This window comes from Ruminococcus hominis, from assembly GCF_014287355.1.
Taxonomy (GTDB): Bacteria; Bacillota; Clostridia; order Lachnospirales; family Lachnospiraceae; genus Schaedlerella; species Schaedlerella hominis.
The window spans coordinates 240,525-254,828 of the sequence record NZ_JACOPE010000001.1; the positions used below are offsets into that span (position 1 = coordinate 240,525).

The 14,304-nt window shown below is 38.0% G+C and carries 13 protein-coding genes and 1 pseudogene; 12 read left to right on the forward strand and 2 right to left on the reverse strand.

Annotated elements, in window-relative coordinates:
* Nucleotides 1–96: 96 nt before the first annotated feature.
* Both H8S40_RS01030 and H8S40_RS01035 read right to left on the reverse strand, forming a co-directional pair.
* The gene (locus tag H8S40_RS01030) at nucleotides 97–1,434 is read right to left on the reverse strand and encodes an MFS transporter (protein WP_186864330.1); all 1,338 of its coding nucleotides are present in this window, start codon (nucleotides 1,432–1,434) and stop codon (nucleotides 97–99) included.
* A gap of 91 nt (nucleotides 1,435–1,525) precedes the next feature.
* Entirely contained in the window at nucleotides 1,526–3,538 is a 2,013-nt protein-coding gene (locus H8S40_RS01035; protein ID WP_118724464.1) for a beta-galactosidase, read from the reverse strand.
* A 157-nt stretch (nucleotides 3,539–3,695) separates the two neighbouring features.
* Here H8S40_RS01035 and H8S40_RS01040 point away from each other — a divergent pair, with 157 nt between their 5' ends.
* The 12 genes and pseudogenes from H8S40_RS01040 to H8S40_RS01085 all read left to right on the forward strand — a co-directional run bounded on the left by H8S40_RS01040 (nucleotide 3,696) and on the right by H8S40_RS01085 (nucleotide 14,209).
* Nucleotides 3,696–4,901 (forward strand): AraC family transcriptional regulator, encoded by a 1,206-nt coding sequence (locus H8S40_RS01040; RefSeq protein ID WP_186864331.1) that lies wholly within the window; start codon nucleotides 3,696–3,698, stop codon nucleotides 4,899–4,901.
* A gap of 388 nt (nucleotides 4,902–5,289) precedes the next feature.
* Nucleotides 5,290–6,285, forward strand: a complete 996-nt coding sequence (locus H8S40_RS01045; RefSeq protein ID WP_186864332.1) for an ROK family protein — start codon at nucleotides 5,290–5,292, stop codon at nucleotides 6,283–6,285.
* 362 nt (nucleotides 6,286–6,647) lie between these two features.
* On the forward strand, nucleotides 6,648–7,676 hold the full coding sequence (locus tag H8S40_RS01050; RefSeq protein WP_118724468.1) for a zinc-dependent alcohol dehydrogenase: 1,029 nt from the start codon (nucleotides 6,648–6,650) through the stop codon (nucleotides 7,674–7,676).
* Nucleotides 7,677–7,685: 9 nt separating this feature from the next.
* Nucleotides 7,686–9,050 (forward strand): MFS transporter, encoded by a 1,365-nt coding sequence (locus H8S40_RS01055; RefSeq protein WP_186864333.1) that lies wholly within the window; start codon nucleotides 7,686–7,688, stop codon nucleotides 9,048–9,050.
* Entirely contained in the window at nucleotides 9,034–9,996 is a 963-nt protein-coding gene (locus tag H8S40_RS01060) for a carbohydrate kinase family protein (protein WP_186864334.1), read from the forward strand. Before H8S40_RS01055 ends, H8S40_RS01060 begins: the two co-directional genes overlap by 17 nt.
* Entirely contained in the window at nucleotides 9,996–10,415 is a 420-nt protein-coding gene (locus H8S40_RS01065; protein ID WP_186864335.1) for an amidohydrolase family protein, read from the forward strand. Before H8S40_RS01060 ends, H8S40_RS01065 begins: the two co-directional genes overlap by 1 nt.
* A gap of 439 nt (nucleotides 10,416–10,854) precedes the next feature.
* On the forward strand, nucleotides 10,855–11,133 hold the full coding sequence (locus H8S40_RS01070) for a helix-turn-helix domain-containing protein (RefSeq protein ID WP_118737862.1): 279 nt from the start codon (nucleotides 10,855–10,857) through the stop codon (nucleotides 11,131–11,133).
* A pseudogene (locus H8S40_RS16375) lies at nucleotides 11,130–11,333 on the forward strand (ORF6N domain-containing protein); the annotation flags it as partial. The gene H8S40_RS01070 and the pseudogene H8S40_RS16375, both read left to right, overlap by 4 nt.
* 3 nt (nucleotides 11,334–11,336) lie before the next feature.
* Nucleotides 11,337–11,585: a hypothetical protein gene (locus tag H8S40_RS16380; protein ID WP_366482123.1), complete on the forward strand. Its 249-nt coding sequence runs from the start codon at nucleotides 11,337–11,339 to the stop codon at nucleotides 11,583–11,585.
* Between the two features lie 145 nt (nucleotides 11,586–11,730).
* Nucleotides 11,731–11,913: an immunoglobulin domain-containing protein gene (locus H8S40_RS16385; RefSeq protein ID WP_366482124.1), complete on the forward strand. Its 183-nt coding sequence runs from the start codon at nucleotides 11,731–11,733 to the stop codon at nucleotides 11,911–11,913.
* Nucleotides 11,914–12,011: 98 nt separating this feature from the next.
* On the forward strand, nucleotides 12,012–13,334 hold the full coding sequence (locus tag H8S40_RS01080) for an MATE family efflux transporter (RefSeq protein ID WP_186864336.1): 1,323 nt from the start codon (nucleotides 12,012–12,014) through the stop codon (nucleotides 13,332–13,334).
* A gap of 8 nt (nucleotides 13,335–13,342) precedes the next feature.
* A complete protein-coding gene (locus H8S40_RS01085; protein ID WP_186864337.1) occupies nucleotides 13,343–14,209 on the forward strand; it encodes an AraC family transcriptional regulator in 867 nt (288 codons plus the stop codon).
* Nucleotides 14,210–14,304: the final 95 nt, after the last annotated feature.

The following is a 14,304-nucleotide window of genomic DNA, read 5'->3' on the forward strand; positions in this document are numbered from 1 at the left end:
TGGAAAACTGCATAGAAAAAGTTGACCACATTGGTGCCTGACACCAATGTGGTCAAAGGGAGCATATCATTCTTTCCGCAATGTTAAAAAAATATGTTATTCTTTTGATTTACGGCGTTCCAGAAGATCTTTTTCAATCGTTGGATAGATTTTATCAATGTTTCCGTTTAAGATAGCGATGATTCCAACCAGTGTTACTGCGAGTGGAATATATGTATAAAGTGCTTTAATAGATTCAAGGGCACTTGCACTTTGTACAGTGGCACCACCAACATAATTACCGAGTGCCAGTCCCCATCCTACAACCGCTGAACCAATACCTGTTCCGATTTTCGTGCCGAAGCTTGTAGCGCTGAAAGTTAAACCTTCATTTCGAATACCATTTTTCCATTCGCCGTAGTCCGCAACATCAGCAACCATTGCATATATACCCGCAGAGTTGGGAACATGACCTATTCCTCTGACTGCAAGTCCAAGAAGTACCATTGGAAAACTTGTAGGAGCGAGCAAAATGATAAGATAGCCTGCGGCTTCAAGAATGTACCCAACTAACATACATTTCCATTTTCCAAATTTTCCGGCAAGTCCAGGGAAGGCAAAAAGCCCAATCATGATCGGTATGTAGTTTGCAAATGTCATGGTTCCGTACAGAGCGGAATTTCCCAGAAAATCTCTTGCAAAATATATGCCAACGCCTCCAGTCAAGCCCATATTAATAAAGTTTACCACAAAAAGAATTGTTATTACGATAAAATACTTGTTTTTGAGAAGGAGTATGAATGATTTCGCAATGCTGATATTGTCATCCGTATTCTTTTTGTTCTCAATATTCCTTTCCTTTGTTCCAAAAAATGTGATAAGAAGGCATATCATTCCCGCAATGCCGAATATAACAGACATTCCGGTCCATCCAAAATCTTCTACTAAAGGCATGGTAGTGTATGAAATAAGGATCATGACAGCATAAACAAGGATATAACGGATTGACGTCATACTTGTGCGGTCATCCTGCCTTCCTGTAATCAGCGCGGTTAATGTTGAATAAGCCAGATTACATGCAGTAAAGATAATTACTGCAAGCAGGATGTAAGTGACCACAGCGTAGGCGATTTTCCCATTTTCGGAAAGCCAGTTGGGAACTGAAAAAGTCAGGATAAGTCCAATACCCATGAGCGGTGCTGTAATGAGAACCCATGGCCGGGCCTTTCCCCATCGTGTATGTGTATGGTCAATGATAACACCCATACCCAGATCAGATACGCCATCAAGAATTCTTGTAATCAGCATGATTGTACCTACTACAGCGGCGCTGATTCCTACGCTGTCGGTATAATACAGAGTTAGAAATGATCCTACTACGGTCCATATAAAATTGCAGCCTACATCACCGAGTGCGAATGCGATTTTTTCCCTAAGTGAAACTTTATGATTCATTAAATTATCCTCCTTGTATTTTATATATTTCGGTATAGCATGTTTCTCAGAGGTTCATTACCGATTTGAGCCTTATGAGTGTATTTCGGGACTATTGTTCCGGAAGTGTCTTTTCTTCCAGGATCAAGACATCCCAGTCTTTCAGCCTGATTGCATCTCCCTTTTGGTAAGTGATTTCGCTTATAAGATCTGCAGCGGATTCATATGGGCATGTAAATTCCCGTTCCTCACTACTGTAATGGAGAATGAAATGAAGCTGAGTATTATCTGCGGATATTGCATTTTTGATTGTCACTGGCCATGTAAGTTCCGATACAGGGATGGAAGCATCTGCAAAGGCCTTTTTATAAATATCCTTGAGAACGCTTTTATCCGTGTAGCAGCCTATATAATATGCTACCCCGTTTCCGTAGTTATGGCGTGTTATTCCGGAATAGTTTCCCCAGTATTTGTGTTCATACTCCGCGAGACTTTCTGCTTTATCTGGTATCAGCAATTCAGCCAGATACTTTACCGGATGTCCAAGAATTCTGATTGTTCCCGGATATGTATATTGATTGCAGTTAATACCAAAACATTCCTGAAGGTGATGAGGTTGGGTATCAGAAAAGACTTTGACATATTCATCTGTTATAAATGATTTAAACGAACTTATGAGGACACCGCCGTCTTTTACAAAGTCATTCAAAATTTTCAATTTTTCTTCTGTGATACAGTACAGTGCCGGTGTAATGATAACTTTATATTTGGAGATATCAAGTGCATTGATATCGACCACATCACACTCTATGTTCATTTCATAAAGGCTGTCATACATCCAGCGAACCACATCGTTATAGGTGAGATCTTTATCAATGGGAAACCATTCAAATGCGGTCATAGAATGATTATCTACTATGAGAGCAACTTTGTTTGATTTTTTCAGTCCACACAGCTTTCTGCTGAGTTTTTTCCATGACTTCCCAATCTCACATGCTTCATAGTAAGGGGGATTAGGCTTGAGGTCATGGCTTAGAAGTCCTTTCCAGTATGTCTCGTATCCGCAATGGATAGAATGCCAGTTCCAATACAGGATTCCAAGTGCTCCGGATGCCAGATGGCTGAAGGCATGAAGCTTAAGCTGATCAGGATATGGAGTCCAATATTTAAACGCCTGTGCCTGGCACTCCATCACAAGATAGTTGTTGTCCTTCAGGCTTCTTGTAACGTCTCCTCCAAATGATATTTCAGCACCGGTCAGCTGGTCCTGCGTCGGATGATAGATATCCGATGCTGCAAGTGTGAGGGACTGTGAGGCCTCGTAAAAATTAATACTTCGTTGTACTCCGTATGAGTATCCGTCATGGGCTATAGGGGCTCCGAATTTTTTCCATGAAAAACCCAAGTTATTTGTAATAAACTGATCGGAACGTTTATAATCACTGATAATATCAGCCTGCCATTTCAGAAAATCCGCTGCCATAGAGCGTTGGAATTTTTCAAATTCTGACATTAATCCACCGTTGATACATCCTTTCAAATCCGGAAGATCATCCCAACTGGAGATAGAATTGCTCCAGTAAGCGAGACCGAACGTATCATTAAAGCGGTCTGTAGTAATGAATTTTTGTTTCAGATAATCGAGAAACAGCTTTTGGATTTCTTTGCCCATATTACCGTGGTGTTTTGCCTCATTATCAATCTGGTAACCTATTACATTTTTTTTATCTGCTGTATGTGCCGCTAGTTTACGGAGCATTTTCTCAGCATGATTGCGATAGGTGTGATTTAGCAGATTGATCAGCTGTCGGTATCCATAGCGCGCTCTTCCATCTTTTGTATCTACGAGAATGTCCGGATCTTTTTTAACAAGCCATGGCGGTACGGCATAGGTGGGGGTTCCGATAATGACCATCATTCCGGCTGCCTCTGTTTTCTCAATAACACGGTCGATATAGGAGAAATTGAAAATCCCTTCCTCCGGCTCAAGGGTGCTCCATGTGGATTCGGCAATACGAACTACATTCATTCCCGCCGACATCATCATGTCGATATCTTCGTCCATTCTTTCACCAGGAAGATATTCTGGATAATAAGCTGCGCCGAACAGCAGTGTTTTGTCCATTTGCTTTACCTCCTTCAAGTTTTTATGATAAAGATGATACATGGAAAATATACAATTTTATATTAAAAATTTTGGGGTTTTATCACAAATTTGTGATAAATATGATAATATTATAAAAAATAAATAAAATAAACACCAAAAAAAGGAGATAAAACAGTTGAATGATTGTTATCTTTTACACTATGTAAGCAAACAGCTGAGAACCATCATACGTCAGTATACTTTAGAAGGAGAGATTACAGAAAAATTTACATATTGTGATCAGATGAAGGACGAATTCGGGGAGATGGAAATTTATAATTTATTTATTTCTGAAAAAAAGCGTCCGGTATCTCCGGTACTTTTGTCAAGCGGATATAAATTGACCTATGCGTTTATACCGACAAAAAGTTATGACTGTATTGTTGGTCCTGTCAGAATTTATCAGCAGAATCTGAATATTAAAACTGCCGAAAGGGAGGAGGATACAGGGAAGACAGATGCGTCCCTGCCGGTAGATCAAAGTTTCTTAGAGGACCAGATTCTGCTTATTTATAACCTCTATCGCGATCATCCTATTGACTGCGAAATTTTGTATATTGAGGAACAGCAAAATGTTGCATCGGACAATAAGGTGAAGCGGTATTTTTTTGATCTGATGTTTCAAAACCGTGAAAATGAGAAAAGACATAATCCTTATGATCAGGAAATGAGAGTGGTTCGCAGCATTGAACATGGTGATATCGAAAGATTGAAGCGGAGTATTACGGAGGACTATAAAGGAGAGATCGGAACTCTTGCAAAAGACCCCATGCGTCAGGTGAAAAATCTGGCTCTTGTAATACTTACGCTTGCCAGTCGCGCCGCAATCAGAGGAGGAGTTGTGTCGGAGACGGCATATTCTCTGTTTGACTCTTACAGTATCCAGATTGAGGAAAGCCAAAAAAGGGAGGAGGTAATCCAGCTTTTTCGAGCGGCGGAATTCGAATATGCCTATATGGTGAGGGAACTCAAGAGGAAAAAAGAACGCATGCAATATCCTGGCAGAAATCCGCATATCATTAAATGCAAAGCTTATGTCTCGGCGCATCTTAATGAAAAAATAAGTATTGGCAGCATCGCAGATGCTCTCCAATTAAATGCCAGTTATCTGTCAGGGCTTTTTAAAAAATGTGAAAATATGTCTCTTACAGAATATATCCGTGGCGAAAAAATACGGCAGGCAGAAAGTTTTTTGATGTATTCTGAGTATTCTTACAGTGAGATTGCCGCTTATCTGGGATTTTCGTCTCAGAGTCATCTTGGGAGATATTTTAAGAAGGAAGTCAATATGACAATGAAACAGTTTCGGGCGGCTTATGGAGTAAAAAAGACAATAGACTGATACAGATTGCCGGGAGAAGGAAATCTGTACCGGTCTATTTTAGAAAAATTTCAGAATTCCTTCAGCCCCGATTTCATCGGCATTTGTAAAAATTTATTGGTGCCTGGCACCAATGATACAGAACAGGGTGTATATCTAAAGTGTGGAAAGCTCCTTCGGGAATTTTTTGCTGTTTATAAGATAAATTCTGTCGGAGATTTATTATAAAACATTACTTTACAAGAAGAATAAAAAAGCATATAATTCTTTTATAATATATTTAATAAAAGAGGGTAAGAAAACGGAAAATAAAGATAAAAAAAATATAACAAGAAAAAAAATAATTAATTATGTGCTAAACAATCATGTTACATCCAAGGCGGGAATTGCAAAAGAGTTAAACTTGAGTATGCCGACTGTATTAGCAAATGTGAATGACTTGTTAGAAAAAAGGGTGTTGGAAGAAACTGGGGAATATGCTTCAACCGGTGGAAGGAAGGCAAAAAGTATAGGGATTAATAAGTCATACTGTCATGCAATGGGAATTTTGATTACAGCGAATCATGTAGAAATGGTATTAGTAAATCTTGGAGATGAGATTATAAAAAAAGATCGCATCCGTTTAAAATTTACGGCAGAATTATCCTATTGTACAGAGGTGGCACAAAAGGTCAAAACTTTTCTTGAAGGCGAAGTAGCGAAGGATACGCTACTTGGGATTGGAGTGGCAATTCCAGGAATTATTGATCAGAAAGAACGGATCGTTTTAAAATCCCATGCTTTAGGTATAGAGAATTATAGTCTGCGCTTTTTAGAGCAGGCGCTGGAAATTCCAGTATATTTTGAAAACGATGCTAATGCTGCAATGCTTGCAGAAAAAAAGCAAAAGTATCCAAATGCGATATATCTGTCTTTGAACCACACCTTAGGAGGTGCATTCTGCATAGATGGAAAGCTGTTTCGTGGGCAAAACCAGAAAGCAGGGGAGTTTGGTCACATGATACTCGTTCCCGGTGGAAGAAAGTGTTATTGTGGTAAATCAGGATGCGCAGATGCATATTGTGCTGCAAGTGTACTGACACAAGATAACAGGCAGTCACTGGATGCATTTATGGAAAAAGTTGAAAGTGGTGATGAAAAAATTTTGCAGACATGGAATGAGTATCTGGATCATCTTGCTGTTTTGATATCAAATCTGCGGATGGCATATGATATGGATATCATACTAGGCGGTGATGTGGGAGGTGTATTGTCAGATTATATGATACCACTGGGAGAAAAAGTGATGGCATATAATGGCTTTGAGCATGATGTTTCATACTTGAAAAATTGTTCGTATAAGAAAGAAGCGTCGGCTGTTGGAGCTGCGAAATACTTTTTTACAAAACATATAGTAGAATTGTAGTAACTGTTCACAGGTAGGAATTTTCTGAACTGAAAATTCCGTACGGTACAGCTCCCACTGACAGGTTGCAAAGCGAATGCGGACGTTCGACTTGATATGTGTGAAAAACGAGAAGTTGTGTAAAATTAAAAAAAGATATTATAGTAAAAAACGGAAAGAAAACAGTAACTAAGGTTTTCTTTCCGCTTTTTTTGCGTGTTAATTGTGAAAAATATACAAAAAATGTGTTTTAAAATTATGAAATATATAAAAATATGAAAAAACATATTGACAAATTGTGTTTATGTGGCAATAATATAATTACTTTGATAAAACATTTTATAAAACATAAAACAAAACAATGTGAAAAGGAGGAAACAATTATGTTACAGCAGGTAATGACAAATCCAGGAGAAATTATTTTCAGAGAGGTTCCGGTTCCGGAGGTAAAGGAAAATCAGGTGTTGGTAAAGATTATGAATATTGGTATTTGTGGATCAGATATTCATGTTTATCATGGAAAACATCCGTTTACAAAATATCCGGTAACACAGGGACATGAGGTTTCCGGTGAGATTACAGAACTTGGAAAAAATGTCACAGAGTTTCATGTGGGACAGAAGGTGACGATAGAGCCTCAGGTATATTGTGGACACTGCTATCCATGTCGTCATGGAAAGTATAATCTCTGTGAGGAATTAAAAGTAATGGGATTTCAGACGACAGGAACAGCATCTGAGTATTTTGCAGTGGATGCATCTAAAGTAACACCTATTCCAGAAGATATGTCCTATGAAGAAGGCGCTATGATCGAACCTCTTGCTGTGGCAGTTCATGGTGTAAAACAGATAGGCGATGTGGCTGGCATGAATATTGCAGTCCTTGGAGCAGGACCGATTGGAAATCTCGTGGCACAGGCAGCAAAAGGAATGGGGGCAGCGAAAGTACTGATCACAGATATCAGTGATCTTAGACTGGCAAAAGCAAAAGAATGTGGAATTGATGTGTGTGTGAATACCCAAAATAAAGACTTTGGTGAGGCAATGATCGAAGCATTTGGACCGGACAAGGCGGATGTGATCTACGACTGTGCTGGAAACAATATCACAATGGGACAGGCAATTAAATATGCAAGAAAAGGAAGTACGATCGTATTGGTGGCTGTTTTTGCAGGAATGGCAGAAGTAGATCTTGCAGTGGCAAATGACCACGAACTTGACATTAAGAGCACGATGATGTACCGCCATGATGATTATATAGATGGAATCAGACTGGTAAATGAGGGCAAAGTTCATTTGAAACCGCTCATCTCAAAGACATTTGCTTTTAAAGATTATCTGAAGGCATACCAGTATATTGATGATAACCGCGAGACAACGATGAAAGTAATTATCAACGTCAGTGAAAAATAAGGAGTGTATATGGAAAGCGAAAACAAAAATGGAAAAGTACCGCTGATCAGTAAGATTGCATATGGGTTTGGTGATGTTGGATGTAATTTCAGCTGGATGTTCGTCAGTAATTTTCTGATGATATTTTATACAGACGTGTTCGGAATCAGTATGGCGGCTGTGTCAGCACTTATGCTTTTTTCAAGATTCTGGGATGCAATCAATGATCCAATCGTCGGGGGACTTACAGATAAAACAAAATCGAGATGGGGACGGTACCGTCCATGGCTGTTAGTAGCGGCACCAATCACAGCGATTCTTCTTGTTATGACATTCTGGGCAAGACCTGACTGGCCGCAGAATGGAAAGATCATTTATATGGTAATTACATATTGTCTGCTGGTTTTAGGGTATACCTGTGTGAATATTCCATATGGAACCTTGTGTGGTGCTATGACACAGGATATTGATGAACGTGCAAAAATAAATACATCCCGTTCGGTTGCAGCGATGATTGCAATTGGTGTGTTAAATATTATCACAGTTCCACTGCTCAGTAAATTCGGCAGTCATAGTGCAAAGACAGGATATCTGACGGTTGCGGTCATATATGGATGTATTTTTACAGCCTGTCATTTCTTCTGCTTTGCGAAGACGAAAGAGGCAGTGATTACTCCGGAAAAAGAAAAAATTTCTATAAAGATACAGTTGAAAGCAGTCATGCAGAACAGACCATATCTTCTTGCATTGGCAGGACAGATATTATTTGGATTTACACTGTATGGTAGAAACGCAGATATTCTGTATTACTTTACATATGTGGAAGGGAATGCCTCCTACTACACAACTTATTCGATGTGCATCACTATTCCTTCTATCATCGGGGCAGCCTGTTTTCAACCATTATTCCGCAAGTTGAATAACAAAGGAAGAACAGCATCTCTCTTTGCTTTATTTACAGGAATTTCCATGTTGTCTATGTTTTTCTTCAATGCCAAAGAATCACCGGCTATTTTTTATGCATTATCTGGTCTCACACAGTTTTTTTTCTCTGGATTTAATACCGCAATCTATGCAATCATTCCAGACTGTGTGGAATATGGGGAGTGGAAAACCGGACTTAGAAATGATGGTTTTCAGTATGCGTTTATTTCACTTGGAAATAAAATCGGAATGGCAGTTGGAACAGCACTTTTAGCAGGATTACTTGGAAAATATGGTTATATTGCAAATCAGACACAAAATGCAATTGTACTTTCAATTATGAAACATGCATTTACGACGATTCCAGGTGCACTGTGGATTGTGACTGCGGTTGTATTATTTTTCTACCGGTTAAATAAAAAACGTTATAACGAGATTGTGGAGGAACTGAAAAATGGAAGAAAAAGTTGATATCGTGGCATTGGGAGAATTGCTGATTGATTTTACGGAAGCAGGATACAGTCAGGATGGGAGAAAATTGTTCGAACAGAATCCCGGCGGTGCTCCGGCAAATCTTCTAACCGTTGCAAGTCACTTTGGGTATCGCACATCTTTTATTGGAAAAGTTGGAAACGATATGCATGGTAAATTTTTAAAGAAGACATTGCAAAAGGAAGGAATCAATACAGATGCTATTGTTGAAGACCCGGGTTATTTTACAACGTTGGCATTTGTGGAAATCGGTGAAAATGGAGAACGAAATTTTTCTTTTGCAAGAAAACCGGGTGCAGATACACAGTTAAAAAAAGAAGAACTGGATCAGACATTAATTTCAGGTTGTAGAATTTTTCATTTTGGATCATTATCGCTGACAGATGAACCGGCAGAAAGTACAACGATTGAAGCGGTAAAAATGGCAAAAGCAGCGGGTGCACTTATTTCATATGATCCGAATTATCGCCCGTCTCTTTGGAAGAGCAAAGAGGATGCAGTGAAAAAAATGAAATCTGTCATAGAATTGGTAGATGTCATGAAGGTATCGGATGAAGAGAGTACTCTGTTGACAGAGGCGAAAAGTTATGAGCAGGCTGCAGATCAACTTCTTGCCATGGGACCAAAGCTGGTTGCCATTACATTGGGAGAACAGGGCGTTCTTATGGCAACAAAAAGCAGAAAAGAAATCATCAAAGCATTTCAGATACATGCGGTCGACACGACTGGGGCAGGTGATTCATTTTGGGGAGGCGTATTATGCAGTATCCTTTCTATGAATAAGAATGTTGAAAAAATGGAATGGGAAGAAATCAAAAAGTGTGCTGTTTTGGGAAATGCAGTTGCTGGATTGTGTGTGCAAAAGAGAGGTGGAATCCCTGCGATTCCGACGAAAGAGGCAGTGTTTGAATTTATGCAGAAATAATGAATGTATACGAACAAACTCGGGGCTGTAAAAATCCCTCTATTTTTAACAAGGATATAAGCAGGAAAACTTTCAAGATTGGGTTGTTTGGAAGAGACAGCAAGACGGTTATGGCTCATTGCGTACACTCCGACGAAAAAGAAATTAAAAGAATGAAGGAAAATGGTGTGTTTATCGCACATTGTCCGGAATCTAATACGAATTTATCATCAGGAGTTGCACCTATCAGACAATATTTGGAAGAAGGAATGTTCGAAGCAGGATACGAAATGGATGCAGTAGTGCTCAATGATAAACGATTGATTCATTCACAGGAGATGAATGTGGAACAGCGTTTAGAACGAATGATTTATTTGGCGGATGAACGAGAAGTTTATACTAAATATGTAGCTGGAGAAAAAGGTATTTCAATATATTGAAGAACAGGATGAAAAGAAATAACTTCATAATAATATCGAACTTAAGCAATGGCTGTTGGTGCGAAAGCATCAGCAGCTATTTTTTTACTTAAGGGAGTTGATACTTTGAGTAAATATTATTCTATACATAATCATTTCAGATTCAGAACTCAGAAAAGAATTTACAAAGCTTAGATATTCTGAAGAATATGCAAGATTGCTGAATATTTCAAATAATGTAACCAAACAGGCAATCAAAGATGCCTGTACTGCGTATAAGAATTTTTTCGAGTGTTTGCAAAAATTTCCAAGATTCAAGTCCAGAAAGAGATCAAAGCCAAAAATGAATTGGGTAAGACTTGTAAAAAATAATACAACATGACATAATCGGATTGACTAAAGAAACACCGATATTTATAATATAGACAAAATGAGAATGACATGGATGGAGGACAGGGTAATGGAGAAATCTGTAACACTTGAAGAGGCATTAAAAAGAATTGAGGAGTTGGAAAAAGAGAATGTAGAACTTCGGGAGGAATTGGAGTATTACAGAAATCGTAAATTAAGCGGTCGTCAGAAACATAACGCCAAGTGGAGGGCAATTTATAATGATTTTGTTGTTGGGTATGAGAGCGGTATGACGATGATAGAAATTGCGAAGAGGAACAATGTCAGTGAGAGGACGATTTATAGGTATAAAGCATATTATGACAAAATGAAGAAAAAAGAGGAATAGGCCAGTTTGCTGAATATGGATATGAACTTAAGGCTTTTAATCAGCAGGTAAAAAGAAATATAGAAAGATTTCAGAATGATATGATGTTTCAATTATCTGATAATGAAGTTAAATATTTGCGGTCACAATTTGTGACCGCAAATATAAGCAGCAAATCCCGCAGCAATCCTTACGTTTTTACGGAACAAGGTGTATACATGTTAATGACGGTACTAAAAGGAGAACTTGCAGTAAGACAAAGCATTGCATTGGTGAGAACCTTCAAAAGAATGAAAGATTACATTTTAGAAAATCGTGATTTAATAGGTCAGCGGGAAATACTTCAGTTAAGCATGGAAACTGCTAACAACAGAATAGAAATTAACAAAATTAACTCAGATATGATATCTATTGAAAAGCAGATTTCAGATGTTGCAGAAGGCTTGAAGGATGTTGTGACAATATGTCGTTGACAATTATATTGGTTTAAGGACGCTGGTACACCTTAAGAATTCTCCTACTGGAGTAGATATTATTTTATTCAGTGATAATGTTGGAAATAATAAACTTCACAACATAGAATTTATAGATTTCTGCAAGGAGTACCCAACAGTAAATTTGTCAATGAAAAAGACAGGCGGTATATTCCATGATCGTTTTATCGTGTTGGATTATGGAACTGCTGATGAAAGGGTTTTCTTATGTGGTGCTTCATCAAAGGATGCAGGCGCTAGAATAACCAGTATTGTTGAAGATTATGGAATATCTAAATATGTCCCAGTGCTCTTTAAGATAAAGTAGAAATAGTGCAATTTTCGCATGATATTATACAAGAATTACATAGAAATATATCGTATTATTGATATGGTATTCTTGAATTGTATGTGAGGAGAAAAACTATGGCAGCGGAAAGAAAAACATTAACACAGCTATCTGTGCCAATATGCTTAGAAACTTTATTTTATATGCTTTCAGGTATGGTTGATACGCTTATGCTATCATCTGTAAGTGATCAGGCTGTAGGAGCAGTGGGAACAGCAAATACATATATAGGTGTTTTTATTATTATGTTTGGAGTAATATCATCGGGTATGATAGCCGTTATGTCACAAAATATCGGAGCCGGAAGACCGGGGATAGCATATCAGGCAAGACAACTTGGACTTATATTCAACGCATTGATAGGTATCGTAATGTCTGTCGTTCTTGCTACTTTTTCTGGTGGGATACTTAGAATCGTAAGTATTGCTCCGGCTTTGCTTGAGCCGGCTGAAATATATCTTAGAATTGTTGGCGGCGCATGTTTTTTAAATGCACTGATTCCTATTTTCTCCAGTTATTTGAGAGTGTTTGGATATACAAAACATTCTTTGATAGGAACTGTTGTTGGAAATGTTCTCAATATAATACTTAATTCAGTATTTTTATTTGCATTCAACTGGGGTGTGATGGGAGTTGCTGTTGCCACGGTTATTTCGAGAGTTGTAAATCTTATTATTGTAGCCGGCATGGGGGCTGTACTTATAAAAGCAAAGCAGAGTCCTGAGCGGATTACATCAAGAAAGATATTTGCGCAGATTGTTAAGATTGGTTTTCCTTCTGCGCTTGAAACAGCACTTTACAACATCGCAATGACATTTATAGTGCGTTTTATGAATCAGATGGATGTGGATGGAATGAATGTTATAGCGCGTTCATATGCTGTACAGATTGCAAATTTCTCGTATTGCGTGGGAGCTGCCCTTGCTCAGGCAAATGCAATTATGACCGGTTGGAGAATTGGAGCAAAAGAGTTTGAGGAATGTAACAGGGGGACGAGAAAAGCTGCGATATATGGTATCATCACAGCAACATGCTTTTCCGTGACCTTTGCATTTGCCGGACATTTTATCGTGCATATATTTACTGATGATTCACAGATGATAAATCTTGTGGTAAAGTTGTTAATAGTAGATATATTTCTTGAACTTGGAAGGGTAACAAACCTTGTATATGGGCAGGCGTTAAAAACGAGCGGAGACGCACTTTTTCCGGTTATATTAGGTGCGATATTTATGTATTTGTTTGCAGTTGGCGGAACTTATTTTCTCGGAATACACATGGGATTTCTGGCTGTAGGAGCATATATTGCTATGGCAGGTGACGAATGTGCGAGAGCTGTGGGAATGGTACTTAGATGGAAGAGTGGAAAATGGAAAAGTAAAGGTCTTGTAGAAGTATAGGAGAGATTATGTACTTTGAATTAAAAGAAAATAAACCACACGGTACAAAGGATGATCCGTTTAGTACATATCATATAAAAAATGGGGGACGATCATTTCAGATACCGGTACATTGGCATGATGAACTAGAAATTATATATGTAAAAAGTGGTTTTTTGACTGTAAGTATATCAGGAGAAAATTATATTGGAACTCCCGGGGATGCTTTTGTAGTGTCGCCGGGTAATCTGCATTTCATGGGTTCACAGACTGGTACAGTAGATTATTTTACTTTCCTTTTTCCGGTAGAATACATATCTTTTTGCATAAATGATATGTTAGATGATAAATTACTGAAGCCGCTAAAAAATGGTCATCTGATGATAGGACCAAGAGTAAAAGATACAGCAAAAGAACTGTGTGAGCAGTTGGTTGAGACACATATGGCAAAAAATAAGAAAATTGAGTCCGAAATAACTGCTCAGATAAAGACAAAAAGAATTCTTTTACAATTTATTCTTGAAATGTGGGAGAAGGGCTTTGTGATCGAAAATGATAAAAGTGGGAGAAATACTGTAGAAAAAGAAATGATTTCATATATACAGCAGAATTTTAAAGAAAAGATATCGTTGAAAGAATTTGGTGAGCTGTTTCATCTTTCAGAAAAATATATATCGCGATATTTTAAGGAACATTTTCATATTACACTCTCGCAATATATAACACATTTACGATTAGAATATGCAAAACAGCTGTTACAAGATACGGATACTCCTGTTACAGAGATTGCAATGCAGAGTGGATATCAGAATGTAAGCTATTTTATCAGAATCTTCAAAAAAACATATGGAGTTTCTCCGTTAAAATATAAAAAAATAAACCAAGTGCATGGTTGAAATAGGATTTGAAAAAATATAAAAGATGCTATCCAAAAGGGTTAGGGAACAAGCAAAAGAGAGTTTCCTAGCCCTTTTTGTATAAAAATAACCAG

Coding starts and splice junctions, on each gene's coding strand:
- H8S40_RS01035 (WP_118724464.1), bottom strand. CDS start 3,538: ATGGACAAAACACTGCTGTTCGGCGCAGCTTATTATCCAGAATATCTT.
- H8S40_RS01065 (WP_186864335.1), top strand. CDS start 9,996: ATGAATGTATACGAACAAACTCGGGGCTGTAAAAATCCCTCTATTTTT.
- H8S40_RS01055 (WP_186864333.1), top strand. CDS start 7,686: ATGGAAAGCGAAAACAAAAATGGAAAAGTACCGCTGATCAGTAAGATT.
- H8S40_RS01060 (WP_186864334.1), top strand. CDS start 9,034: ATGGAAGAAAAAGTTGATATCGTGGCATTGGGAGAATTGCTGATTGAT.
- H8S40_RS01050 (WP_118724468.1), top strand. CDS start 6,648: ATGTTACAGCAGGTAATGACAAATCCAGGAGAAATTATTTTCAGAGAG.
- H8S40_RS01045 (WP_186864332.1), top strand. CDS start 5,290: ATGCCGACTGTATTAGCAAATGTGAATGACTTGTTAGAAAAAAGGGTG.
- H8S40_RS01085 (WP_186864337.1), top strand. CDS start 13,343: ATGTACTTTGAATTAAAAGAAAATAAACCACACGGTACAAAGGATGAT.
- H8S40_RS01070 (WP_118737862.1), top strand. CDS start 10,855: ATGGAGAAATCTGTAACACTTGAAGAGGCATTAAAAAGAATTGAGGAG.
- H8S40_RS01030 (WP_186864330.1), bottom strand. CDS start 1,434: ATGAATCATAAAGTTTCACTTAGGGAAAAAATCGCATTCGCACTCGGT.
- H8S40_RS01080 (WP_186864336.1), top strand. CDS start 12,012: ATGGCAGCGGAAAGAAAAACATTAACACAGCTATCTGTGCCAATATGC.
- H8S40_RS16380 (WP_366482123.1), top strand. CDS start 11,337: ATGACGGTACTAAAAGGAGAACTTGCAGTAAGACAAAGCATTGCATTG.